At 74.4% G+C, this 23469-nt stretch carries 22 protein-coding genes; 6 read left to right on the top strand and 16 right to left on the bottom strand.

All coding sequences use genetic code 11. The features are described 5' to 3' along the window. Window position 1: 1 nt before the first annotated feature. The 3 genes from BUS84_RS07545 to BUS84_RS07535 are packed head-to-tail and all read right to left on the bottom strand — an operon-like array spanning window position 2 to window position 2174. A complete protein-coding gene (locus BUS84_RS07545; RefSeq protein ID WP_074312270.1) occupies window positions 2-577 on the bottom strand; it encodes a GNAT family N-acetyltransferase in 576 nt (191 codons plus the stop codon). Between the two features lie 17 nt (window positions 578-594). Next, a complete protein-coding gene (locus BUS84_RS07540; RefSeq protein ID WP_074309977.1) occupies window positions 595-1284 on the bottom strand; it encodes a response regulator in 690 nt (229 codons plus the stop codon). Beyond that, window positions 1281-2174 carry a sensor histidine kinase gene (locus BUS84_RS07535; RefSeq protein WP_084757441.1) on the bottom strand — a complete coding sequence of 298 codons (894 nt, stop codon included), beginning with the start codon at window positions 2172-2174 and terminating at the stop codon, window positions 1281-1283. Before BUS84_RS07535 ends, BUS84_RS07540 begins: the two co-directional genes overlap by 4 nt. 102 nt (window positions 2175-2276) lie before the next feature. On the opposite strand from BUS84_RS07535, the gene BUS84_RS07530 reads away from it, so the two are divergent. Next, window positions 2277-2969, top strand: coding sequence for an ABC transporter ATP-binding protein (locus BUS84_RS07530; RefSeq protein WP_074309975.1), 693 nt, complete (start codon window positions 2277-2279; stop codon window positions 2967-2969). Further along, complete coding sequence (locus BUS84_RS07525) at window positions 2966-5308, top strand: ABC transporter permease (protein WP_074309973.1); 2343 nt, start codon at window positions 2966-2968, stop codon at window positions 5306-5308. The genes BUS84_RS07530 and BUS84_RS07525 overlap by 4 nt, the downstream gene beginning before the upstream one ends. Window positions 5309-5333: 25 nt before the next feature. On the opposite strand, the gene BUS84_RS07520 is transcribed toward BUS84_RS07525, so the two are convergent. Then, window positions 5334-5831, bottom strand: a complete 498-nt coding sequence (locus BUS84_RS07520) for a DnaJ family domain-containing protein (protein WP_074309971.1) — start codon at window positions 5829-5831, stop codon at window positions 5334-5336. 230 nt (window positions 5832-6061) lie between these two features. On the opposite strand from BUS84_RS07520, the gene BUS84_RS07515 reads away from it, so the two are divergent. Beyond that, window positions 6062-6712 carry a LysE family translocator gene (locus tag BUS84_RS07515; protein ID WP_074309969.1) on the top strand — a complete coding sequence of 217 codons (651 nt, stop codon included), beginning with the start codon at window positions 6062-6064 and terminating at the stop codon, window positions 6710-6712. A gap of 8 nt (window positions 6713-6720) precedes the next feature. Here BUS84_RS07515 and BUS84_RS07510 read toward each other — a convergent pair whose 3' ends face one another. Genes BUS84_RS07510 through BUS84_RS07500 form a run of 3 tightly spaced genes read right to left on the bottom strand, consistent with a single transcriptional unit; the run spans window position 6721 to window position 9596 of the window. After that, window positions 6721-7545: an SDR family NAD(P)-dependent oxidoreductase gene (locus BUS84_RS07510; protein ID WP_208869544.1), complete on the bottom strand. Its 825-nt coding sequence runs from the start codon at window positions 7543-7545 to the stop codon at window positions 6721-6723. Window positions 7546-7556: 11 nt separating this feature from the next. Continuing rightward, window positions 7557-8891, bottom strand: coding sequence for a flavin-containing monooxygenase (locus BUS84_RS07505; protein ID WP_074309964.1), 1335 nt, complete (start codon window positions 8889-8891; stop codon window positions 7557-7559). A 57-nt stretch (window positions 8892-8948) separates the two neighbouring features. Beyond that, entirely contained in the window at window positions 8949-9596 is a 648-nt protein-coding gene (locus BUS84_RS07500; RefSeq protein ID WP_244298425.1) for a TetR/AcrR family transcriptional regulator, read from the bottom strand. A gap of 57 nt (window positions 9597-9653) precedes the next feature. Between BUS84_RS07500 and BUS84_RS07495 the strand changes: the two genes are divergently transcribed. Together BUS84_RS07495 and BUS84_RS07490 are read left to right on the top strand one after the other, a co-directional pair. Beyond that, the gene (locus BUS84_RS07495) at window positions 9654-11003 is read left to right on the top strand and encodes an MFS transporter (RefSeq protein ID WP_074309962.1); all 1350 of its coding nucleotides are present in this window, start codon (window positions 9654-9656) and stop codon (window positions 11001-11003) included. A 34-nt stretch (window positions 11004-11037) separates the two neighbouring features. Further along, on the top strand, window positions 11038-12195 hold the full coding sequence (locus BUS84_RS07490) for a coiled-coil domain-containing protein (protein WP_074309960.1): 1158 nt from the start codon (window positions 11038-11040) through the stop codon (window positions 12193-12195). An 8-nt stretch (window positions 12196-12203) separates the two neighbouring features. Here BUS84_RS07490 and BUS84_RS07485 read toward each other — a convergent pair whose 3' ends face one another. After that, window positions 12204-13685, bottom strand: coding sequence for a peptide MFS transporter (locus BUS84_RS07485; protein ID WP_074309958.1), 1482 nt, complete (start codon window positions 13683-13685; stop codon window positions 12204-12206). Between the two features lie 222 nt (window positions 13686-13907). Between BUS84_RS07485 and BUS84_RS07480 the strand changes: the two genes are divergently transcribed. Beyond that, the gene (locus tag BUS84_RS07480) at window positions 13908-14249 is read left to right on the top strand and encodes an RNA polymerase-binding protein RbpA (protein ID WP_007460094.1); all 342 of its coding nucleotides are present in this window, start codon (window positions 13908-13910) and stop codon (window positions 14247-14249) included. A gap of 61 nt (window positions 14250-14310) precedes the next feature. Here the strand turns inward: BUS84_RS07480 and BUS84_RS07475 are convergent, their stop codons facing one another. The 8 genes from BUS84_RS07475 to BUS84_RS07440 form a co-directional block, all read right to left on the bottom strand. Beyond that, the gene (locus BUS84_RS07475; protein ID WP_074309956.1) at window positions 14311-14835 is read right to left on the bottom strand and encodes an FxsA family protein; all 525 of its coding nucleotides are present in this window, start codon (window positions 14833-14835) and stop codon (window positions 14311-14313) included. Between the two features lie 65 nt (window positions 14836-14900). Then, a complete protein-coding gene (locus BUS84_RS07470; RefSeq protein ID WP_074309954.1) occupies window positions 14901-15710 on the bottom strand; it encodes a polyprenol monophosphomannose synthase in 810 nt (269 codons plus the stop codon). Between the two features lie 34 nt (window positions 15711-15744). Then, a complete protein-coding gene (lnt, locus tag BUS84_RS07465) occupies window positions 15745-17370 on the bottom strand; it encodes an apolipoprotein N-acyltransferase (RefSeq protein ID WP_425293444.1) in 1626 nt (541 codons plus the stop codon). A 489-nt stretch (window positions 17371-17859) separates the two neighbouring features. Beyond that, window positions 17860-19197, bottom strand: a complete 1338-nt coding sequence (locus tag BUS84_RS07460) for a glutamate mutase L (RefSeq protein WP_074309950.1) — start codon at window positions 19195-19197, stop codon at window positions 17860-17862. Further along, the gene (gene kal / locus BUS84_RS07455; RefSeq protein WP_074309948.1) at window positions 19194-19586 is read right to left on the bottom strand and encodes a 3-aminobutyryl-CoA ammonia lyase; all 393 of its coding nucleotides are present in this window, start codon (window positions 19584-19586) and stop codon (window positions 19194-19196) included. Before kal ends, BUS84_RS07460 begins: the two co-directional genes overlap by 4 nt. Beyond that, on the bottom strand, window positions 19583-20344 hold the full coding sequence (gene kamE / locus BUS84_RS07450) for a lysine 5,6-aminomutase subunit beta (RefSeq protein WP_074309946.1): 762 nt from the start codon (window positions 20342-20344) through the stop codon (window positions 19583-19585). Before kamE ends, kal begins: the two co-directional genes overlap by 4 nt. Beyond that, window positions 20341-21903 carry a lysine 5,6-aminomutase subunit alpha gene (gene kamD, locus BUS84_RS07445; protein ID WP_074309944.1) on the bottom strand — a complete coding sequence of 521 codons (1563 nt, stop codon included), beginning with the start codon at window positions 21901-21903 and terminating at the stop codon, window positions 20341-20343. The genes kamE and kamD overlap by 4 nt, the downstream gene beginning before the upstream one ends. Next, window positions 21900-23465: an amidohydrolase gene (locus tag BUS84_RS07440; protein ID WP_074309942.1), complete on the bottom strand. Its 1566-nt coding sequence runs from the start codon at window positions 23463-23465 to the stop codon at window positions 21900-21902. The genes kamD and BUS84_RS07440 overlap by 4 nt, the downstream gene beginning before the upstream one ends. Between the last annotated feature and the right edge of the window lie 4 nt (window positions 23466-23469).

The raw sequence follows: 23469 nt of genomic DNA, 5'->3' as shown, positions 1-23469 counted from the left end.
CCTACCGGGCGCGGCCGGACACCGTGGCGGCGACCAGCCCGGAAGCGGTCAGCGCGTGCCGGTGGCCGTCGCGCGGGAAGGGTGGATACGCCGGCAGCACCTCCTGGAAGAGGTAGCCGCTCTTCTCCGCCACCCGACAGGAGGCCGGGTTGTCCACCTGGTGCAGCAGGTCGAGGCGCTCCAGCCCGGTGAACTGCTTGAACGCCCACCGGCTCAGCGCGGTGGCCGCGCGCGGGGCGACGCCCCGACCGCGGGCCCACGCCGCCGTCCAGTAGCCGACCTCGGCCACCGTCACCCCGGGGGTGACTCCCTTGAGCACCACGTTCGCCACCAGCTGTGGACCGTCGGCGCCGTCCTCCAGCACGGCGAAGCTGAGCCGCCGGCCGTCGTCCCAGTCCTGTCGCGTCCGCTCCAGCCACAGCCGCCCCTGGTCGGCGGTGGTCACCGGGTACCGGGTCCACTGTTGCAGCACCGGATCCCGGTACGCCTCGATCAGCGCATCCAGGTCGTCTGCGCGCCAGGGCCGCAGGACGAGGTCCGGCGCCGAGGTGTGCACTGCTCGAAGCTCGATCGGCATCCGCACATTCTGCACGCCTATACCTCGCCGGGGGTGATCAGACCTGCCTCGTAGGCCACGACCACCGCCTGCGCCCGGTCGCGCAGCGACAGCTTGGCGAAGATGCGGGCGACATGGGTCTTGACCGTCGCCTCGCTCAGCGTCAGGACCCGCGCCAGCTCGGTGTTGGACAGGCCACGGCCGAGCAGCGTCAGCACCTCACGCTCACGAGGCGTCAACGCTTCGAGGTCGCGGCGGCGCCCCGGCTGTTCGGCCGGGCGCTGGTCGGCGACGGCGAAGCGCTCCACGAGCCGCCGCGTGATCGACGGGGCGAGCAGCGCGTCGCCGGTGTCGACGAGCCGGACGGCGTTGGCGAGGTGTTCGGCGGTGACGTCCTTGAGCAGGAAGCCGCTCGCGCCGAGGGACAGGGCCGCGTACACGTACCGGTCGAGGTCGAACGTGGTCAGCATGAGCACCCGGCACTGCGGGCTCTGCGCCAGGATGCGGCGAGCGGCCTCCAACCCGTCCATGACCGGCATCCGGATGTCCATGAGCACGACGTCGGGTCGCAGTCGGCGTGCGACGGCCACCGCCTCGGCGCCGTCGCACGCCTCGCCCACCACGTCGATCCCGCGCGCGGTCAGGATCAGCCGGAAGCCGGTACGGATCAACTCCTGATCGTCGGCGATGACGACGCGCGGCGTGGCGGTGGAACCCGGCGGTGTCACGGCCGGTCCAGCGGGATGCGGGCCCGGACCCGGTAGCCGCCGCCGAGGCGTCGGCGCGCGTCGAGGTCGCCACCGTAGACGGCTACCCGCTCGCGGAGCCCGAGCAGGCCGCGGCCGGCGCCGTCACCGTCGCGCCGCGCCCGTGGCACCGTGGCGCTGCCCGACAGGACACTCGGGCCGGCGTTGAGCACCTCGACCCGCAGGGATCGTTCGGCGTATCGGATCGTCACCTCGGCCCTGCCGCCGTCACCGTGTTTGAGCGCGTTGGTGAGCGCCTCCTGCACGATCCGGTACGCGGTCACGTCGATGCCGGGGAGCAGCGGGCGCGGCTCACCGGAGATCCGTACCTCCACCGGCAGCCCGGCGAACGCGATCCGGTCGACGAGCACGCCGAGCCGGCTGAGGCTCGGTTGAGGCTCCAGCCGCGTGCCGTCGTCGCCCTGCCCGTCGGACTCCGTTGGGCCTTCCCGGCCGTCGGTCGACGGCGCGAGCAGGCCGAGCAGGTGTCGTAACTCGGTCATCGCGCCCCGACCGGCGCCCTCGACCGCTTCGAGGGCCGCGGCGGCCTCCCCGGGCATGGTCGTGAGGATCTCCCGCGCCGCGGCCGCCTGCACCACCATGATGCTGACGTTGTGGCTGACGATGTCGTGCAGTTCGCGGGCGATCCGGGCGCGTTCGGTGTCGACGGCGGCGCGGGCGGCGCCCTCCCGTTCCCGCTCCAGGAGCCAGCCCTGGCGCTCGACGGCGCGGCGGTGCAGCCGTCGCGCCCGAGCCAGCGCCAGCCACAGCCATCCCGCGCCCGCGCTGGCGACCACGAGGGCGGCGGCCAGCCACGCCGTCGAGGTTGCTCCCACCCGGATACCCTCGCAGACCGCCGCGCGGCGCCGCATCATCCTGCGTGTCCACGGCCGTACATCCTCGGGATGACGAGCTGGGCGAGTTGCATCCCCGGAGGGATGCCCGACCGGTGCCGTCGACCGTAGCTTCCTGCCATGACCACAGACGCGACCGTCGTACAGCTCGACGGAGTCCACAAGGAGTACGGCGACACCACCGCCCTCGACGGGGTGTCGCTGTCGATCCGCGCCGGTGAGGCCGTCGCGGTGATGGGCCCGTCCGGCTGCGGGAAGTCCACGCTGCTCAACATGATCGCCGGGCTGGACCGGCCCACCGCCGGCACGGTCGTTGTGCAGGGCGAGGACCTGGGCCGCAAGAACGAGACCGGGCTCGCGCTGTTCCGCCGGCACCGGATCGGCATGATCTTCCAGTTCTTCAACCTCCTCGACGACCTGCCGGCGCTGGACAACGTCGCCCTCGCCGCCCAGCTGACCGGCTGCAAGGCCGGACCGGCCCGCCAACGGGCCCTGGAACTGCTCGACGAGCTGGGCATCGCCGACCGGCGCAACGTGTACCCGGCCGCGCTCAGCGGCGGCGAGCGGCAGCGGGTCGCGGTCGCCCGGGCCCTGATGAACCGGCCGGCGCTGCTGCTGGCCGACGAGCCGACCGGCGCCCTGGACAGCCGGGCCGGCGAGCAGGTGATGGACCTGCTGCTCGACCTCAACCAGATCGGGCAGACCCTGCTGATCGTCACGCACGACGAACGGCTCGCCACCCGGTGCGCGAGCCGCGTGGTGGAGCTCGCCGACGGCCGGATCGCCCGTGTGCGCACCCTGGAGAAGGCATGAGCGCGGTGTGGCGGGCGTCCCGCGCGGCGGTACGCCGCCGCCGGCTGCAGACGTTCGTGATCGGTCTTGTCGTGCTGCTGTCCACCGCGTCCATCGTGGTCGCCCTCGCGCTGCTCGACGCCTCGTCGGCGCCGTTCGACCGGGCGTTCGCGGAACGCCGGGGCGCGCACGTCGTCGCGACGTACGACGCCGCGGCTGTCACCGACGCGCAGCTCGCCGAGCACCGGCCGGACGTCACGGCGGTCGCCGGGCCGTTCCGGCAGGCCACCGTCGACACGTCCCGCGACGGGAACGTACCTCGCCTGCAGGGCCGCCCCCTCACCGTCGTCGGGCGCGCCGACCCGGGCGGTCCGGTCGACACGGTGGACATCTGGCACGGGCGCTGGGCCACTGGGCCGGGTGAGATCGTGCTGAACGAGGCGCCGCCGGCCGCCGGCTACCAGGCACGGTTCGGGCCCGAGGACGAACGGGTCACCCTCGCCGACGGCACGACGTTCACCGTGGTCGGCCGGGCCTACAGCATCAGCCGGACCGCCGACGCCTGGGTGGCGCCGGTCCGGATCGCCGCGCTGCGCCCGACGACGGTCCAGATGTTGTACCGCTTCGCCGACGCCGGCACCACGAGCAAGGTCGAGGGCCATCTCGCCGCGTTGCGGGCCGGGCTGCCGCCGGACGCGCTGGTCGCCGCCGAGTCGCACCTTGTGGTCAAGGAGACCATCGCCGCCGGGCCCGGCGCGTACGTGCCGTTCCTCGTCGTCTTCGGCGTCCTGGGGCTGATCGTGGCGGTCCTCATCGTCGGCAACGTCGTCAGCGGTGCGGTCGTCTCCGGCTACCGGCACATCGGCGTCCTCAAGGCGATGGGGTTCACGCCGCGGCAGGTGGTCGCGGTGTACCTCGCGATGGTGTCGGTGCCGGCCGTGGTCGGCTGCGTCCTCGGCACGGTGCTGGGCGACCTGGGTGCCCGCCCGCTGCTGCGGTCCGCGTTCCTGGGGCTGGGCTTCGGCTCCGAGGTCGGCGTGGCGCCGTGGATCGACGTCGCCGCGCTGGTGGGAGCGCCGGCGGTCGTCCTGCTGGCCGCACTCGTGCCGGCGCTGCGCGCGTACCGGCTGTCGGCGGCCGAGGCGATCAGCGCCGGCAGTGCGCCGCGGCCCGGCCGCGCGCTGCGGGTGCAGCGGGCGCTCGGCGGCACCCGGCTGCCCCGCGCCGTCAGCCTGGGCCTCGGCCTGCCGTTCGCGCGCCCGGCCCGGACGGCGCTGACGATGGCGGCGGTCGTGCTCGGTGTGGTCACCGTGACCTTCGCGACGGGCATGTCGGAGACGGTGCGCCGCTACTCCGATCTCACCGACCTGAAGGACACCCCCATCGCGGTACGACCGTTGCGCCCGGACGGGGGTCAGCCGGTGACGCAGCGGTCGGTGCCGGAGGTGGAGCAGCTGCTGCGCTCGGTGCCCGGCACGACGCGGGTCGCCGGCGGACTGGACCTGGAGGTCTCGATCGTCGGCGACCGGGAGCCGGCGACCGTGTACTTCGTCCGGGGTGACGTGCCGGCCATGGGCTTTGCGGACCAGATCGTCACCGGGCGCTGGCTGCGCGCTGCCGATGAGGTCGTCGCGCCGTCGACGGTGCTGCACGACCACGGGCTGGCCGTCGGTGACCGGGTTATCGTGCGGTTCGGCGACCGGGAGCGGTCGGTGACCGTCGTCGGTGAGATCATGTCCACCGCGCCCGGGTGGCCGAGGATGGTCGCCGGGTGGGACACGTTCGAACGCCTCGCGCCGGACTACCGGATCCTCCCGCACGAGATGTACTACGCGCTCGCCGTGGCTCCGGGCACCGACACCGGGCGGTACCTCGCCGCGATCCGCACCGCCGACCCGGGGCTCGACGTGTGGGACAACAGCGGCTCGAACTCGTACACGACGGCGGTCGTGGCGCTGTCGACGGTGCTCACGCTGCTGCTCGGGCTCGTCGCTGCGCTCGGCGTCTTCAACACGGTGGTGCTCAACACCCGTGACCGCCGTCGGGACCTGGGCATGCTCAAGTCGATCGGGATGACGCCTCGACAGGTGGTCGTGATGATGGTGACGTCGATGGCGGCGCTGGGGGTGTTCGGCGGGCTGCTCGGCGTACCGCTGGGGATGCTCGCCCACCGCGTCGTGGTGCCGATCACGGCGGACGCGGCGAACCTGAGCCTCGCGAAGGCACTGCTTCAGGTGTGGCAGCCCGGCGGACTGGCGCTGCTGGCCGGCGCCGGCCTCGCCATCACCGTTCTCGGCGCGCTCCTCCCGGCCCGGTCCGCGGCGCGGTTGACGATCGCGGAGGTGCTGCACAACGAGTGACGAGGTGGGGCATCCGCCGGGCGGATCAGTGCGCCCGGCGGCGGCGCCACGGCAGCCACGCCCACCAGGACCGGCGTGCCGGTGCGACGGCGGGCGCGGCGTTGAGCGGCGGGGTGGTGGGCGCGGAGCGCTCACGCGAGGAGCGTTCGGCGCGCCAGTGGCGGACCACCTCGTCGACGTTCACCGGCCGCACCGCCACCCGGGGGCCCTCGGGGTTACGCAGCCAGGCCACGATCTGGGCGTTCAGCTGACCCACGAAGTCTCGGACGGACTGCTCGGTGGGCAGGTCACGCACTTCGTCGGGGACCTGGTCGATGCGCCGGCGCAGTTGCAGCGGCGTGGGCAGCAGCAGGTCGCTGGGGAGCGCTTCGCGCTCCAGGAAACTCTTGATCCACCACGACTCGTCGTACGGCATTCCGCGGCCGGGGATCGGCTTGCCCATGCCGGGCAGGTCGTCGAACTCGCCGCGTTGCACGGCCCCCTGGATCTGCGCCTCCACGGCGGCTTCCCACGCTTCGGTCACCCTGCGGCACCTCCCTGGCCACCGTAACGCGCCGCCTCCGGCCGGCGATGCGCACCGCAACGGTCAGCGCGGTCGGGCCGGCTGCCATTCCCGTCGTCACCCGCCGGACGTGGTTTCCGCCGCGACGTCCGGTTCCGCACCAGCAGGCCACGGCGTGGCAGGTGGCCCTGTGCCGGGAGGGCCGCCCGGCCTACGGTCGGTGCGGGTGTCGGTGCGACGGGGGGGTCGTCATGGTGAGTGCGGGTGCGCTGCTGGGTATCGCGCTGGTGGGGTTGGGGCTGGTGCTCACGCCCGGCCCGAACATGGTCTACCTGGTCTCCCGTTCGGTGGCGCAGGGCCGCCGCGCCGGGATGGTCTCGCTGCTCGGGGTGGCCGCCGGGTTCGGCGTCTACCTGGCCGCGGCGGTCGCCGGGCTGGCGGCCGTCTTCGTCCTGGTGCCGACGCTGTACGCGGTGGTGAAGCTGGCGGGGGCCGGCTACCTGCTCTGGCTGGCGTGGCGGACGCTGCGCCCGGGTGGGCACTCCCCGTTCACGCCCGCGCCGCTGCCGCCGGACCGGCCGCGACGGCTGTTCACCATGGGCCTGGTCACCAATCTGCTCAATCCGAAGATCGCCATCCTCTACGTCTCGCTGCTGCCGCAGTTCGTCGATCCAGGACGGGGACACGTCGCGGCGCAGAGCCTGCTGCTCGGCCTGACTCAGATCGCCGTCGCGCTGAGCGTGAACGCGCTGATCGTGCTCAGCGCGGGCGCGCTGGCCGGATTCTTCGCCCGCCGGCCGGTCTGGCTGCGGGTGCAGCAGTGGGTGACGGGCACGGCGCTGGCGGCGCTGGCTGTCCGGATCGCCACCGACCGCTCCCGCGCCGCGATCGCCACCCCCTGAGTCGCGCTTCAGTCGCCCAGGTCGCGGTGCCGGCGGACCATTCCGGCGGCCAGTGGCGCGGCGTCCAGGTCGCCGGCGGCGAGCCGGGCGGCGAGGGTGCGACGTACCAGCCGGTCGGCCAGCGCGGGAGCGTGCCGGCCGACGGCCATCTCCAGGCGCCCGCGCGTGGTGGTCGCCACGTCCCGGGGTGCCCGTCGGGCGGTGGCGGCGCGCAGGATCGCCGCGACGACCCCCTCGACGGGCTCCGGTCGGGACACGCCCCGCAGGGACAGGCCGGCCTCGGCGGTGCTGTCGTGGATCGGTGAGGCCACCATGCTTGGGTAGATGACGCTCACCCCGACGTGGGTGCCGACCTCGTGGCGCAGCGCGTCGGCGTACGCGACCAGGGCCCGTTTGCTGACCCCGTACGCGGCGGCCAGCGGCAGCGGCAGCACGGCCATCCGGCTGGCCACGAAGATCACCCGTCCCCGTGCGGGGAGCAGTGCGGGCAGCGCCGCGGCGGTGGTCCGCCACGCGGCCAGCAGGTTGACCTCGAGCTGCTGGCGGACCACCTCGTCGGGCGGCAGCTCGGCCGGGGCGGGTCCACCGACTCCGGCGTTGTTGATCAGCAGGTCGAGGCCGTCGAGCCGGTCGACGGCGGCCTGCACCGCCGGCGGCACGGCGGCCGGGTCGGTCAGGTCGCAGGCGAGCACCGGCAGGTCGTCGTCGGGCCGTGCGTGCAGGTCGAGCCCCACCACCCGGGCGCCGGCGGCGGTCAGCGCGGCGCCGAGGTGACGGCCGAAGGTGCCGCTCGCCCCGGTCACCAGCACCCGGCGGCCGTTCAGTCCGTTCACCGCCCGGCCCCTCACCGCCCCGCTCCGACCGGCGTGGCGGCGCGGGCGCGGCGGGCGCCGGCGGTCAGCTCGCGGGTCAGTTCGGCCAGGTAGGCGTCGAAGTCGACGCGCATCGCCGGGCGGCGCTGGCCCCAGCGGGCGGTCGCGGCCCGCAGCTCGGCACGGCAGACGGCCCGCTGCCGCTCCGGGTCCGGCAGCGCGTACCGGCCGGCGAGCTGCGCCGCAATCAACTTGGCCTGGGCTTCCACCAGTGGGAACGCCGACCCGGTGGACTGCATCAGTCCGACGAAGGTCAGGCCGGGGGCGTCGGGGTGGAACACATGCCGGTACAGCGCCAGGCTGTCGGCGCCCCCGCCGAGCAGAACCGGATCGAGGAACGGGATCTCCACCCGGTAGCCGGTGCACCAGATGATCAGATCGACGCTGTCGCTGCGGCCGTCGGTGAACTCGACCCGGTCGCCGTCGAGGGCGGCGACGCCGGGGCGGGCCTCGATGGCGCCGTGGGTCAGCCGGGACAGCAGCCCGTCGGAGAGCGTCGGGTGGTCCTGCAGGAAGCCGTGGGTCGGCGCGGGCAGCCCGTAGCGGGCGGGACTGCCGACGGTGGTGGTGAGCATGGCCTGGCTGATGCGCTGGCGCAGTCGCCACGGCAGCCGGCGGGCCAGCGCCCCGTTGAGGGTGTCCGACGGGCGACCGAGCAGGTACTTCGGCACCACCCAGACGCCTCGGCGCAGCGACAGCAGGGTGCGGGTGGCCGCGTAGGAGGCGTCCACGGCGATGTCCATCGCGGAGTTGCCGCCCCCGACGACCAGGACCCGCTTGCCCGCCAGCTGCTCGGGGCCCCGGTAGTCGTGGCTGTGCAGCTGTTCGGCGGTGCTGGTGTCGGGGTACGGCGGGTCGGGCAGTCGGGGCGCCCGGTTGTGGCCGTTGGCGACGACCACGGCCTCGACGGTGACCTCGACCGGCCCGTCGGGTCCGCTCGCCCGCACCGTCCAGGTGCCGGCGGGATCCTGGGTGACCTGCTCGACGCTGTGGCGCAGGCGGATGGTGTCCCGCAGCCCGAAGCGGTCGGCGTAGTCGGCGAGGTAGCCGGCGATCCGTCGGTGGTCGGGGTAGTCGGGCCAGTGGGTGGGCATCGGGTGGTCGGCGAACTGGGTGCGGCCGCGGCTGGTGTTCAGGTGCAGCGTGCGGTACGCGGGTGAGTCGGGCGCCCCGTACACCCAGAGGCCGCCGACCTGGTCGGTGGCCTCGAAGCAGACCGCCGGCACGCCCGCGTCGCGCAGTGCCTTGACCGCGGCGAGCCCGGCCGCGCCGGCGCCGATCACCACCGCCCTGGGTCGTACGCCCATCGCTGCCCCCACTTAATCCAACGTCCGATGGATAATCGTCGTGAGCGGGTGGGCCCGTCAAGGGGCCGGCGGTCCGTACAGCCCGTCCAGGAAGCGGTGCACGAACACCCGGAACTCGCGCCGCTCCCGGGCGCCCGGCGCGCCCGCCGCCAGCGCCACCACGTGCCCGTGCGCGGCCCAGACCAGGCTCCGCACGGTGATGTGCGGGGTCGGTTCGACCAGCGCGCCGGCCGCCGCGGCAGCCGTGAGCAGCTCCGTCACCAGCCGGTACAGCGGCTCGGCGTAGCGCTGGTCGAGCTCGGCGTGCCGCTGCGGTTCCAGCCAGCGGCGCAGCCACAGCGCGGTGGTCTCCGGGCGGTCCTCCAGGAAGTCCACGAACACGTCGACCAGGTCGTGCAGGGCGCGCCGCGCCGCGTCCGGCCCCGCGTCGAGAGCCGAGCGGGCCTGCACGGCGGCCTCGGTCAGGACCTCCCGCTCGGCGGCGAAGACCCGGGCGAAGCAGGCGTCGTAGAGCGCGGCCTTCGTACCCGTGTGGTGGGCGACCGTGGCCACGTCGACGCCGGCGGCGGCGGCGACCTCCCGCAGCCCGACGGCGTCGAAGCCGCGCTCGGCGAAGAGCGCGGTGGCCGCGGTGAGCACCACCTCGCGGGTCGGCCGGCTCTCGTCGCGGCGGGGCCGACCCGGACGGCGTCGGGGCATGGTCATGGCCGCCATTCTGCCCCTAGAATCCAGCAACCGTTGGATTGCGGAGAGGATGCGGCGATGACCGGGCTCGACCGGCGGCCCGCTGCCGCCACCGAAGCGACGCTGCCCCGCGGCCCGCTGGCCGGCTTCGCCGCCGGCTCGCTCGGCATGGGTGTCTGGGTGACCGTGCCCGGCCTGCTGCTGCTCTACTTCCTCACCGACGTGCTGGCCGTCGAGCCGTGGCTGGCCGGCCTCGCGCTGCTGCTGCCGAAGGTCGCCGACGTGCTGCTGCACCCGTGGGTGGGGCACCGCGCCGACGTCGAGCAGACCCGACGGGGCGACCGGCGGCGGTTGCTGCTGCTCGGCTGCGCCCTGCCGGTCGCGTTCGCCGCGCTCTTCGCGGTGCCCGGCGGGCTGACGGGCGCACCGGCCGCCGCGTGGGTGGCGGTGTTCTTCGTCGCCGGCAACCTGCTCTTCGCCGCCTACCAGGTTCCCTACCTGGCCACCCCGGCCGACCTGCGGATCGGCTACCACGAACGCACCCGGCTGATGGCGTTCCGGATGGTCGTGCTGACCCTGGGCATCCTCGTCTCCGGGCTGCTGGCCCCGCTGCTCACCGGCGGCAACGCCGCGACCCGCGCCGGCTACCAGCGGATGGGCGTGGTCCTGGCCGTGGGGATGCTGGCCGCCATGCTGGTCGGCGTCGCCGGCATCGCCCGGCTGCGCGGCTCCGCGGCGGCGGCCGCTCCCGCGGCGCACGGCGGGTGGCGGGCGTTGCGCACCGCGCTGCGCGACCGGCAGTTCCGCTGGCTGGTCGCCGCCTACCTGGCCATGTCCACCACCACGCACCTGGTGCTGGCCGGGGTGCCCTACTACGCCGAGTACGAGCTGCGCGCGCCCGCTCTGACCACGGTGCTGGTGGCCGCCTTCGTCGCGCCGGCGCTGCTGGTCACCCCGCTCTGGCTGCTGCTGGCCCGACGCGTCGGCAAGCAGCGGGCGCTGCTCGGCGCGCAGGGCGCGTTCGCGGCCGGCTCGCTGGTGCTGGCGGTGGGCCGACCGGCCGGCCTGCCGGTACTGATCGGCGCGGTGGCGGTGCTCGGGGTGGCGTTCGCCGGCATGCAGCTGCTGCCGTTCTCGATGCTGCCCGACGTGATCGGTGCGGCCGGCGCGGCCGGCGCCGGCACCTACACCGGCGTGTGGACGGCCACCGAGGCCACCGGCGCGGCCCTCGGCCCGTACGCGTACGCCCTGTGTCTGGCCGTGGGCGGGTTCGTGGCCTCGACGGCCGGTGAGTCGCCGGTGCAGCCGGACGCGGCGCTCGCGGCGGTCCGCTACGGGTTCGGGCTGCTGCCCGCCGTGGCGATGCTCGCCGCGCTGCTGCTGCAACGCCGCTACACCCTGGACGCGACCGCCCGGGCCGCGAGCTGACCCACCGACCGCCCGGCACTAGACTTCGCCCTCGATGGACGCCCAGCCCACCCCCGCCGAAACCCGCCCATGTGCCCACTGTGGACGGCCGGTGCCGCAGCGTGTCGGCGCGGGTCGGCCGTTCCGCTACTGCCGGGACAACGACGGCGCCTGTCAGCGCGCCTCGCGCAACAGCCGGATGCGCCACCGCAACGCCCCGGGCCTGCCCGGTCAGGTAGCGCGCACGTGGGAGGCGGTGGACCGGCTCGACCAGATCGTCGAGACGTTGACCGAGGCGCTGCACGCCGAACTGTCCCCGGTGGGTGTGCAGCGGCAGCTCGCCCAGGCCCGCGCCGAGGCCGCCACCGAGATCGCGGCGGCGCAGACCGAACGCGACGAGGCCCGCGGTGACGCCGAGGACGCGGCGGCCGACGCGGCCCGCGCCCGCGAGCAGGCCCGCGAGGCGACGGCCGCCGCCGAGCAGGCCCGACAGCGCGCCGAGCGGGCCGGGCAGCAGGCCGAAGCGGCCGACGAGCGCGCGCAGCGCGCCGAGGCCGCCCGCGACCAGGCCCGGCACGACGCCAGCGCCGCCGAGGCCCTGCGGGCCCAGGCCGAGCGGGACCGCGACCAGGCGCGCCACGAGCTGCGCGACCTGCGCGCCGACCGCGACACCGAACGCCAGCGGGTGGCCGACCTGACCGTCGAGCGCGACGCGGTGCGCGCCGACGCCGAACGGGCCACCCGGGCGGCCGCCGAGGCGACCGAGCGGGCCGGGCGATGGCAGGCCGAGGTGCAGGACGTGCGGCGCCAGATCGACCAGGCCCGCGCCGACGCCGCCCGGACCCGCACGGAGGCCGCCGACGCGGCCCGGGCCCGGGAGCAGGCCGACCGGGCCCGCGACCGCGCGCAGGTCGCCGCGAGGGAGGCCGACGACGCCCGGCAGGAGGCCGCCGAGCTGGCCGCGCAGCTCCGCGCGGAGCTGACCGCCACGGCCGCGCAACGCGACACCCTCACCGCCGAGCTGGCCGCCGCCCGGCAGGCCGCGGCCACCGCCGAGGGCCGGCTCACCGCCCTGACGGTACGGCTGGAGGCCGCCGAGACCGACCGTGACCTGGCCCAGCGGCGGGTGGCGCAGCTCGGCGACCAGGTCAGCGACCTGGCCCTGGCGCTGGCCCGGCTCGGCGCCGCCACTCCCGACGACGCCACCCGCTGACCCGGCGGTCAGTGGATGCCGGCCATCAGCGCCCGGATGTGCCGGGCGAACATCACCGCGCCCAGCCCGAACGCCACCGACGCCAGGCCGAAGGTGAGGAAGTAGGTCGACTCGGACCAGGCGTCGGCGAGCCGCGCCACCTGCCCGCCGATCGCGTCGCCGACGGCGGTGGCGAGGAACCACAGCCCCAGCATCTGGCTGGCGTACTTCACCGGCGCCAGCTTGGTGGTGGCGGACAGGCCGACCGGGCTCAGCGACAGCTCACCGGCGACCTGGATGGCGAAGACCGCCACCAGCCACCACGGGGACACCAGGTCACCGCCGACGGCGGCCTGCGCGGCGGCGGCCATCAGCACGAACGACAGGCCGTTGAGCACCAGGCCGACGGCGAACTTCACCGGCGTGGACACCCGGTTGCCCACCCGCAGCCAGAGCAGCGCGAACAGCGGCGCCCCGATGATGACCAGGATGGGGTTGACCGACTGGAGCCAGGACGCCGGGAAGGTGAAGCCGGCCACGTCCCGGTCGGTGCGCTCGGCGGCGAAGATGTTCAGCACCGACCCGGCCTGGTCGTAGATCAGCCAGAACGCGGCGGCGAACACGAACAGCCACAGGTACGCCTTCATCCGGCTGCGTTCGGTCGCGCTGAGCTCCCGGTCGGTCATGATCCGGGCGAAGTAGCCGATGGTCACCAGCACGGTGACGGCGGTGAGCGCGTTGACCACCGTGTTGACGGTGAACAGCCCGACCAGCGCCAGGGCGGCGACGAGCACGACGAGCACCGCGACCACCACCCCGGCGCGGGTGAGCGCCCGGCGGCGGTCGGCGCCGAGCAGCGGATCGGCCGGGCGGTCCCCGGCGTCGCCCAGGTTGCGCCGGCCCAGCGCGTACTGGATCACGCCGAAGGTCATCCCGACCGCGGCGACGGCGAACCCCAGATGCCAGTTGATCTTCTCGCCGAGGAAGCCGGTGATCAGCGGGGCGATGAACGCACCCAGGTTGATTCCCATGTAGAAGATCGAGAAGCCGGCGTCGCGGCGCGGCGAGTCCCGGTCGTACAGGGCGCCGACCATGGTGGAGATGTTGGGTTTCAGCAGGCCGGTGCCCAGGACGATGAGGGTCATCCCGGCGAAGACGCTCCACCGCGTGGGCACCGCCATCACGTAGTGCCCGGCCGCGATCACCACCCCGCCCCACAGCACGCTGCGCCGGGCCCCGATCAGCCGGTCGGCGACCCAGCCGCCGGGCAGCGCCATCAGGTACACCATCGCGTTGTACGTGCCGTAGACCGCGTTGGCGCTGGAGTCGCTCAGGCCCAGCCCGTCGTCGGCGGCCTCGGCGGTGAGGTACAGCACGAGGATCGCCCGCATGCCGTAGAAGCTGAACCGCTCCCACATCTCGGTGAGGAAGAGGGTGGCCAGTGCCCGGGGATGACCGAAGAACGTCCGCCCGGTGGGGGCTCGACGCTCGACCGGGACGTCATGGGCCATCGCAACCTCCGCTGCACTCGGGCGGTTAACATCCCCGGTGGCGGCCGAAACACTCCACCGTTCCGACCCGGCCGGGGATCACCTGGCCGGGTGACCGTCCCGGCCGGCTACCCTTGGTCCCGGCCCACCCGTGGACGCCTCACGCCCTCGGGCGGGAATGGCTCGACGGGACCGCACCGTTACACCCAGAAGACCAGCACCACGAACGAGGGGAAGTCGATCATGGGCGAGCGTATGCTGCGCGGAAGCCGCCTGGGCGCGGTCAGCTATGAATCCGACCGCAACACGGAGCTCGCGCCGCGCCAGACCCGCGAGTACCTCTGCGCCAAGGGCCACCAGTTCGAGGTGCCGTTCGCCGTCGACGCCGAGGTCCCGACGACCTGGGAATGCAAGTTCGACGGCAGCGTCGCTCGACTCGTCGACGGCAACGAGCCGGAGCAGAAGAAGGCCAAGCCGCCGCGTACCCACTGGGACATGCTGCTGGAGCGGCGCTCGATCGCCGAGCTCGAGGACATCCTCGCCGAGAGGCTCCAGGAGGTTCGGACCCGCCGCGGCCGCGCCTGAGCCGCAACCGCACGACACGACGCCCCCGGGAAAATTCCCGGGGGCGTCGTCGTGTCCACCCTCAGTTGCGGCGCGGCTCGATGATCTCGCCCTCGATGGCCCGGCCGCCGTCGACCACCACCGGCTGCTCCGGCTCGGCACGCGGTGTCGGTTGCGGCGCACCCTGACGCACCCGCACCGTACGCGGCCCGAACAGGTCACCGGCGACCATCGACGACACCCGCCGCTCGGTGGTGCGTTGCACCCCGGAGCGGGCCAGGCGCCGCAGCGGCGGCACCATGAGCAACAACCCCACCAGCCCGCTGACCAGGCCGGGCACCGCCAGCAGCAGCGCGCCGGCCAACCCGACGAGGCCGTCGGTCACCTGCCGCCCCGGTGGCTGCCCGGCCTCCGCGGCGGAGCGGAAACCACGCCAGGCGCGCATCCCCTCCCGGCGCAGCAGCACCAGCCCGAGCAGCGACGCCGCGAACACCAGCAGCACCGCCGCACCGAATCCGAGCGCCCGCCCCACCAGGACGAACACCGCAAGCTCCAGCACCACCGCCAGCAGCAGGGCCAACGGTACGAACCTCAGTCCTCGGCGCATCTCACCTCATCGCCATCCCGCGACACAGGAACGTGTCCCGCCCATCCAGCATGACACGGCCGCGCTCACGGCCACCGCACCTGACCGGTCGGGGTGCCGTGCAGGCCCCGGCGCACCGCCTGCCGGCGGTCCTGCACCCCCCAGGTGGTGATCCGCCACAGCGCCTCGGCCACGATCCGCGGGCTCATCTTGCTGTCCCCGCGCTCCCGTTCGGCGAAGGTGATCGGCACCTCCACGATCCGCACCCCGGCCTGGTGCGCGAGCCGGGACAGCTCCACCTGGAACGAGTAGCCCTGTGAGCACACCGACGCCAGGTCGATGGCGTCCAACGCGCTGAGCCGGTACACCCGGTAGCCGCCGGTGGCGTCCGAGAGCGGCATGCCCAGCGCGAGCCGCGCGTACAGGTTGCCGAAGCGCGACAGCAGCAACCGCCGCAGCGGCCAGTTCACCACCCGCGCGCCGCTGGTCCACCGCGACCCGATCACCACGTCCGCGTCGCGGGCGGCCCGCAGCAGCGCCGGCAGGTCCTCCGGGGCGTGTGAGCCGTCGGCGTCCATCTCCACCACGGCCTGGTAGCCGCGCTCGCGCGCCCAGTCGAACCCGGCCAGGTACGCCGCCCCGAGGCCCTGCTTGCCCTCCCGGTGCATGACCTGCACGTGCGCGTCGGCGTCCGCGAGGGCCTCGGCGATGGCGCCGGTGCCGTCGGGGCTGTTGTCGTCGGCGATCAGGATCTGCACCGCCGGGGCGGCCCGGCGGACCCGGGCCACGATCGCGGCGATGTTCTCGGCCTCGTTGTAGGTGGGGATCACCACCAGCACCCGGCCCACGCCGGGCACCTCGTCGGGACGTCGGACGGTATCGGTCGCCTGGATCACGGTTCCTCCGCTCCCGCCGGCGTACCGGCTGCTGCTATCCGGGCAGGACCCGCTGCCGCCGGCGCAGCACCGCCGCGCCGACCAGGGCGGCCGCGGCCAACCCGGCGAGTGCCAGCTCCGGCCACCAGCCGAGCCGGGTGGCGAGGGTGCGCCCGTCGTCGAGCCGCATCTCCCGCACCACGACCTCCCGGGTGTTGAACCCGGTGGCGTCGCTTACCCGTCCGTCGGGGGCGACGAACCCGGACACCCCGACCGTGGAGGCCATCAACGCCGCACGGCCGTGCTCCACCGCCCGCAGGCGCACCATGGCCAGCTGCTGGCGGGCCTCGGCCACGTCGAAGGTGGCGTTGTTGGTCTGCACCACCAGCAGCTGCGCGCCGCCGGTGACGGTGTCGCGGACCACCTCGTCGTAGGCGACCTCGAAGCAGATCACGTCGCCGAGCACCGCCGGGCCGGCGCGTACCACGCCCGGGGTGCTGCCGGGAACGAAGTCGTTGCGGATCAGGTCGACCTGCTTGCTGACCATCCGGGCGACGTCGCGCAGCGGCACGTACTCGGCGAACGGCACCGGGTGCCGCTTGGTGTACAGCTGGCTCAGGTCCGCGCCGGTGTCGGGCCGCCACAGGATGCCCGCGTTGCGGACCTCGCCGGGGCCGGGGCCGAGCAGCACCGCGCCGACCAGGATGGGCGCGCGGACCGTGTCGGCGGCCTGGGCGATGCGGGCCCCGGCGGTGGGGTTGCGCAGCGGGTCGATGTCGCTGGAGTTCTCCGGCCACACCACCAGGTCGGGTTGGCGCTGTGTGCCGGCGGCGACCCGCGCGGCCAGTTCCAGGGTCGCGTCGACGTGGTTGTTCAGCACCGCCTGCCGCTGGGCGTTGAAGTCCAGCCCCAGGCGCGGCACGTTGCCCTGCACGATCGCCACCGTCACCGGGGCGCCCGACCCGGCGGACGCGACCGGCACCAGCAGTCCCACCGCGCCCAGTGCCACGGCGGCGGCGGCCGGTACGGCCACCGGCAGCCAGCGCCGTACGGTCTCGCCGCCCGGCGGTGTCTGCCGGACGGCGGTGAAGCCCCGCCAGGCGGCGGTGACCAGCAGCCCACCGATGAGGGCCACCGCGAAGGTGACCAGCGGCGCGCCGCCCAGCGCGGCCAGGCGCAGCAGCGGCGAGGAGTCCTGGCTGAACGCCAGGCGCCCCCACGGGAACCCCCCGAACGGGGTCCGGTCGCGCAGCGCCTCCTGCCCCACCCAGAGCAGCCCGGTCAGCGCCGGCCACGCCCACCGGCTCCGGTCGGTCAGCGGCGACACCCAGGCGGTGGCGGCGCCGAGCAGCGCCAGGTAGCCGGCCTGCAACAGCGACAGCAGCACCCACGGCAGGTAGCCGGTGTGCAGGTTCGTCCAGGCCAGCAGCGGCGCGAAGAGCGCCACCCCGGTGAGGAAGCCCAGGCCGGCGCCGGCGCGCAACCGCCGCCGGTGCGCCGCGGCGGCCAGCAACGCCACCCCGACGGGCGCGAGTGGCCACACTCCGTACGGCGGGAACGCGACCAGCAGCGCCAGCCCGGCGGCCACGGCCATCGGCACGGCGACCCGCAGCGGCAGCGGGCGGCCGACGACGACCGGCCGGGGCGGCACCGTCGGGGTGCGCGTCTCGTCCCGGTCCAGTGTCGTCACCGCGGTTCCTCGATCACGGGGCGAAGGCTACCTGGCCGGCGGCCCTGTTGGCCGCATCGGGCCGCCAGGGGACGGACCACCCAGCGGACATGAAATCGGGGCGCGGCTCGCGCCGCGCCCCGATGCTCCCAGGCCCTCCCCGGCCGGTGCGGCGAGGACGAGGCACGCCGACCTTCGGACCGACCGGACGCGGACTGGCTGCCCCCGCCGGGCCGTTGTCTACTGGCCGTGCACCTCACCCTGCCCGTACACCGGTAACCGCGACCGGTTCGCGCCGCCCCGCCGACCCCCGCCCGCTGGACCTGGCCGCCGCGACGATGACGCTGAAAACTGTCGCTCGGCCAGCGGACGAAGGGACGAAGCGAACAACAGCCGCTTCCCGTGGTAGGACTCAAAGACGGTACGTGTTGCACCCCGCCTCCTGTCAACCCACCCCCGGCCTGTCGTGTGTTGCACCACGGCGTGTCGGGTCGGCGTGTCTCAATGGGTGATCAGGTGGTGGCGCAGCAGCGCCCCCGCGGCCGCCCGGTGCTCCTCGGCGAGCAGTCCACCGGCGGCCAGCACGTAGTCGGTGTCCACCACCGGCCGGGCGGCGCGCGGCAGCGCCCAACCCCCGGCGTGGTCGCCGAGGACCGCCGCCAGCACCCGTCCCGCCGCGTCCGCCGGCGCGTGCCGCAGCACCCCGCCGGAACCCACCAGCAGCCGCACGTCGCGCAGGTCCCGGCCGGCGCGTTCGCCGGTCGCGGCGCCCCGGGCGTGCCGGCGCAGCGCGACCGTCGCCGCCAGGGTGGCGATCCGGGCGTCCACGGCCCGCTCGGCGTCGTCGGCGGCCAGGAAAGCCGGATCGGCGGCGCGGCGCGCCGCGGCCACCGCCAGGTCGTCCTGCTCACCGGGTGTCAGCAGCCGCTCCTCTGCGGCGGCGCGCACGACCCCGGCGGCGCTCCACCGCATGCCCAGGTCTCCCTCCACGGTGCGGGCCCGCCACAGGCTGCCGGCGACCTCCCGGCCCGGCCCGGTGGCCCGCTCGTCGGGGGTGAGCACCGAGTACACGTCGGTGGTGGCCCCACCCACGTCCACCACGGCGAGGTCCCCGCCGATGCTGTCGGCCAGTACCTCCACGCCGGTCAGGACCGCGTCGGGGGTGGCCGCCCGCACCAGCCGGGCGAACCGGGTGCCCCGGGACAGCCGCTTGCCGCCGATGACGTGGCGCAGGAACACCGCGCGGATCGCCGCCCGCGCCGACGCGGGGGCGAGCACCCCGATGCGGGGTAGTACGTTCTCCGCCGCCGTCACCGGCACCCCGGCGGACTCCAGCAGCCCGGTCAGCTCCGCGCGTACGTCGCCGTTGCCGGCGAGCACCACCGGCACCCGCCAGCGGGCCCGGGCCAGCCGGGTCGCGTTGTGGGTGATCGTGTCGGCGTCACCGCCGTCGGTGCCGCCGACCAGCAGCACCACGTCGGGTCGGGCCGCCCGCAGCGCCGCCAGGTCCGCCGCGCCGAGCCGCCCGGCCGCCACGTGCACCACGTGCGCCCCGGCGGACAACCCGACCCGCCGGCCCGCCTGCGCGGTGACCAGCGGCTCGTAGCCGATCACGGCCAGCCGCAGCCCACCGCCGGCCGACGAGCAGACGTACCACGGCACGTCGCGCACGCCGAGCCCGGCGGTGGCCGCCGCGACCGCGGCGTCCAGGCCGTGCAGTACGTCGCTGCCGACCGTGGTGGGCGCCGCCGCCGCGCCCACCAGCACACCGGCGGCCAGGTCCACCACGGCCGCCTTGGTGTACGTGGAGCCGACGTCCGCGCAGACCGCCAGGGTCACGACGCGGCGGGAACGACCACGGTGCCGGTCGCGGTGACCGCCACGATCGGCGGGTCGAGGACCTCGGCGGCGGACTCGGAGCGGTCCGGCCGACCCCGGCACACCACCGCGCAGCTCAGCTCCAGCGTGCGGCTGCGCGAGCCCACCCGGGACACCCGCGCGGTCACCTCGACCACGTCACCGGCCCGGATCGGCGCGCTGAACCGCACGTCGGAATATCCCGCGAACAGGCCCTCGTCACCGTCGGTGCGGATGCACACCTCGGTCGCCACGTCCCCGAACAACGCCAACGCGTACGCCCCGTCGACGAGGTTGCCGGCGTAGTGGGCGTGCGAGTACGGCACGTACCGCCGGTGCGTCACCGTCAATCCGAGCCTGGAGTCCGTCATGCCATCGCCTTCCGCTGCGTGATCAGGGCGTGCACCAGATAGCTGGCCACCTCGCCGGGCGTGGTGCCCCGACCGAAGATCCGGTCCACGCCCAGCTCGTCGGTCATCGACTCGTCGAACCGGGGGCCGCCGACGATCAGCAGCGGCCGCCGCCCGGCGGGCATCGCCTCGCGGAACGCCGCGGACATCTCCCGGGTGTTGTGCAAATGCGCGTCGCGCTGGGTGACGACCTGCGACACGAGCACCGCGTCGGCCTTCTCCGCCCGGGCGGCCTCCACCAGCTCCGGCACGCTGACCTGCGCGCCCAGGTTGGTGACCTTCAGCTCCCGGTAGTACTCCAGGCCCTTCTCCCCCGCGATGCCCTTGACGTTGAGGATCGCGTCGATGCCCACGGTGTGCGCGTCGGTGCCGATGCACGCCCCGACCACGGACAGCTTGCGCCGCAGCCGCTGCTTGACCACCGTGTTGACCTCCTTGGCCGACAGCAGCGCGAAGTCCCGCTCCACCACCTGCACCGCGTCGAGGTCGACCAGGTGGTTCACCCGCCCGTAGACGACGAAGAAGGTGAACCCGTCGCCCATCGGCTTGGCGTGCACCACCATCGCCGGGTCGATGCCCATCCGGTTGGCCAGTTGCACCGCCGCGCCCTCGGCCCGCTTGTCGTGCGACACCGGCAGGGTGAACGACACCTGCACCATCCCGTCACCGGTGGTGTCCCCGTACGGCCGCACGATCTTCTTCGCGTCGGCGGCGCTCATGCCGCGTCCCCTTCCAGGATCTCGGTGGCCGGGTTGCAGTAGTCGGCCTCGTGCGCGGCGACCCCGGCGAGGCCCTTACCGCGGTCCGCCGGCCGCTTCATGATCCCGAACGTGCCCTCGGCGATCGCGGTCAGCAGCGTCTGCTCCCCGATGCGTTCCAGCAGATCCAACGCCTCACCGAGGACCTGGTTGGCGCGCCGCCGGATGAACCCGCCCGGCGCCGGCACGAAGTCCTCGTGCAGCCCACCGGCCGCGCCCAGCACGTACCGCACGTTCTGCAGGGCGATGTCACGGTCGGACAGCCACGGCGTCACCACCGCCTCGGTCATCATCCCGACCAGCAGGATGCCCTGACCGGTCAGCGCGCCCGCCAGGTTGAAGAACCCGTCGAGCAGGTTGCCCCGGAACACGTCGCCGGTCATGTGCTTGGTCGGCGGCATCCATTTCAGCGGGGCGTCCGGGAACAGCTCCCGGGCCAGCAGCGCGTGCGCCAGCTCCAACCGGAACGACTCCGGCACCTCCGGGTTGATCTCGAACGCGTGCCCCAGCCCCAACTGCCAGTCCGCCAGGCCCGCCTCGTGCGCGAAGAACTCGTTGAGCAGCTGCGACACGGTCACCGTGTGCGCCTCGTCGACGGCGTCGGCGGTGGTCAGGTAGTTGTCCTCACCGGTGTTGATGATGATCCCGGCGCGGGCGTGGACCTGCCGGGAGAACCGCTGGTCGACGAAGGTGCGGATCGGGTTGATGTCGCGGAACAGGATCCCGTACATCGAGTCGTTCAGCATCATGTCGAGGCGTTCCAACCCCGCGAGGGTCGCCATCTCCGGCATGCACAGCCCGGACGCGTAGTTCGTCAACCGCACGTAGCGGCCCAACTCCTTCGACGACTCGTCCAGCGCCGCCCGCATCAGCCGGAAGTTCTCCTGGGTCGCGTACGTGCCGGCGAACCCCTCCCGGGTCGCGCCCTCGGGCACGTAGTCCAGCAGCGACTGCCCGGTGGAGCGGATCACCGCGATGACGTCCGCGCCCGCCCGGGCCGCCGCCTGCGCCTGCGGAATGTCCTCGTAGATGTCCCCGGTCGCCACGATCAGGTAGATCCACGGCCGCTGCGCCGGGTCCCCGTGCCGCTTGACGAGGCGGTCCCGCTCCGCGCGTCGCCGGTCGATACGCCGGATGCCCGCGCCGACCGCCCTGCGCGCCGCGGACCGGGCGGCCGTGGCGGCCCGCCCGGTGGGCTGGGTGAAACGCACCGACCCGGCGGCGGCCTTCTGCGCCAGCAACGTCACGTCCGTGACGCCCTCGCGGGCGAGGGCGTCGAACACCGGCACGGCCACCCCGTGCCCCAGCCCCACGTCCGCGACGACCGCGTCGACGAGCCGGTTCACCCACGGAATGCCGTCCGGGTCGGCGCCGGTCACCCCGGCCAGCCGCAGCACCGCCCGCTCCACCGACACCGTGGTGTGGCTGCGCGCCAGGTCCACCACCGGCTGCCCGGCCCGGCGCGCCAACTCCCGCGCCCTGGCCACCAGCAACGGATCAAGATCAAGCTTCCCGGTCACGACGACCCTTCCTGATAGATGACCTCACCGCGCAGCACCAGGCTCCGGCACACCGGCAGCGGCGTCGGATCGTCCGGACCCCGCAGCTCCGGGTCCTCGGCCAGCAGCACCGGCAGGCCCCGCTGTACGCCGGCCGGCGTCGACCACACCGCGAACGTCGCCGGCGCGCCCAGCGCCAACACCCCCTCCACGTCCAGGTGCACCGCCCGCCACCCGCCGCGCGTGTGCGCGGCGAACGCCGCCCGCACGCTCATCCGCTGCGCCGGGTTGTGGTGCGCCGCCGCCGCCCGCACCGACCCCCACGGGTCCAGCGGCGTCACCGGCGAATCCGACCCGAACGCCAGCGTCACCCCCACCCCGTGCATCGCGCCCATCGGGTTGGACTCCAACGACCGGTCCAGACCCAACCGCGACTCGTACATGCGGCCCGCGCCACCCCACAGCCGGTCGAACGCCGGCTGCATGCTCGCCACGACCCCGTACTCCACGAACCCGGCGATCAGCCGCTTGTTCATGATCTCCGCGTGCTCGATGCGGTGCCGGGCGGCGCGCAGCCGCTCCACGCCCAGCGTTCCGGCCGCCGCCGCGAAGCCCTCCAGCACCGTGCCGATCGCCGCGTCGCCGATGGCGTGGAATCCGCCCTGCATGCCGTGCGCCGCGCAGTCCAGCAGGTGATCACGCACCTGCTCGACCGACAGGTACCCGTGCCCGCAACCGTCGCCGTCGCCGTACGGCTGCGACACGTGCGCCGTACGCGAACCCAACGCCCCGTCGGCGAACAGGTCACCACCGGCGCCCACCGCACCCAGCTCCCGGGCCCGCGCCGCGCCACCCAACTCACCCCAGTACCCGTACACCTCCGGCAGCCCGGCGCCGGAGATGCCCAGCAGACCGGTGAAGTCCTCCTCGTCGGAGATGTCCGGGCCGCCGCACTCGTGCACCGCGGCGATACCCAGCGACGCCGCGTGCGCCAGGGCCACCCGCTGCGCGGCGACCCGCTGCGCCCGGCTCACCGATGCCTGCGCCGCCGCCCGCACCACGTGATGCGCGTCGCGACGCAACCAGCCCGACGCGTCGTACCCGGCCGCGGCCGCCGCCTGCGGGCACGCCGCCAGCAGCGCCGCCGACACCAGCGCCGAGTGGATGGACGCCTGCGACAGGTACACCCGCCGGCCACCGGCCGCCCGGTCCAGCGCCGCCGCGTCCGGCAGCGCCGGGTCCGGCCAGCTCGACTCGTCCCAGCCGTGCCCCAGCACCACCGCGTCCGCCGGCAGGCCGGCCGCGAACGCGGCCACCGCGTCCAGCAACTCGCCCGCCGAGCGCACCCCGGACAACTCCAGCCCGGACAGCGTCAACCCGGTGTCAGTGGCGTGCACGTGCGCGTCGACGAACGCCGGCGTCACCAGCGCCCCGCCGAGGTCCACCACCCGGTCGGCGGGCGGCGCGTCACCATCGGTCCCCAGCCAGGCGATCCGCCCACCGGAGACCAGCAACGCGGTCGCGCTCGGGTCGGCGGGACAGTGCAGCACGCCGCCGCGGTACAAGGTCGAGGGGTTCGTCATGACC

The sequence above is a fragment of the Micromonospora cremea genome (genome assembly GCF_900143515.1).
Lineage (GTDB): Bacteria > Actinomycetota > Actinomycetes > Mycobacteriales > Micromonosporaceae > Micromonospora > Micromonospora cremea.
This window is presented reverse-complemented; position numbering and strand designations above follow the sequence as displayed.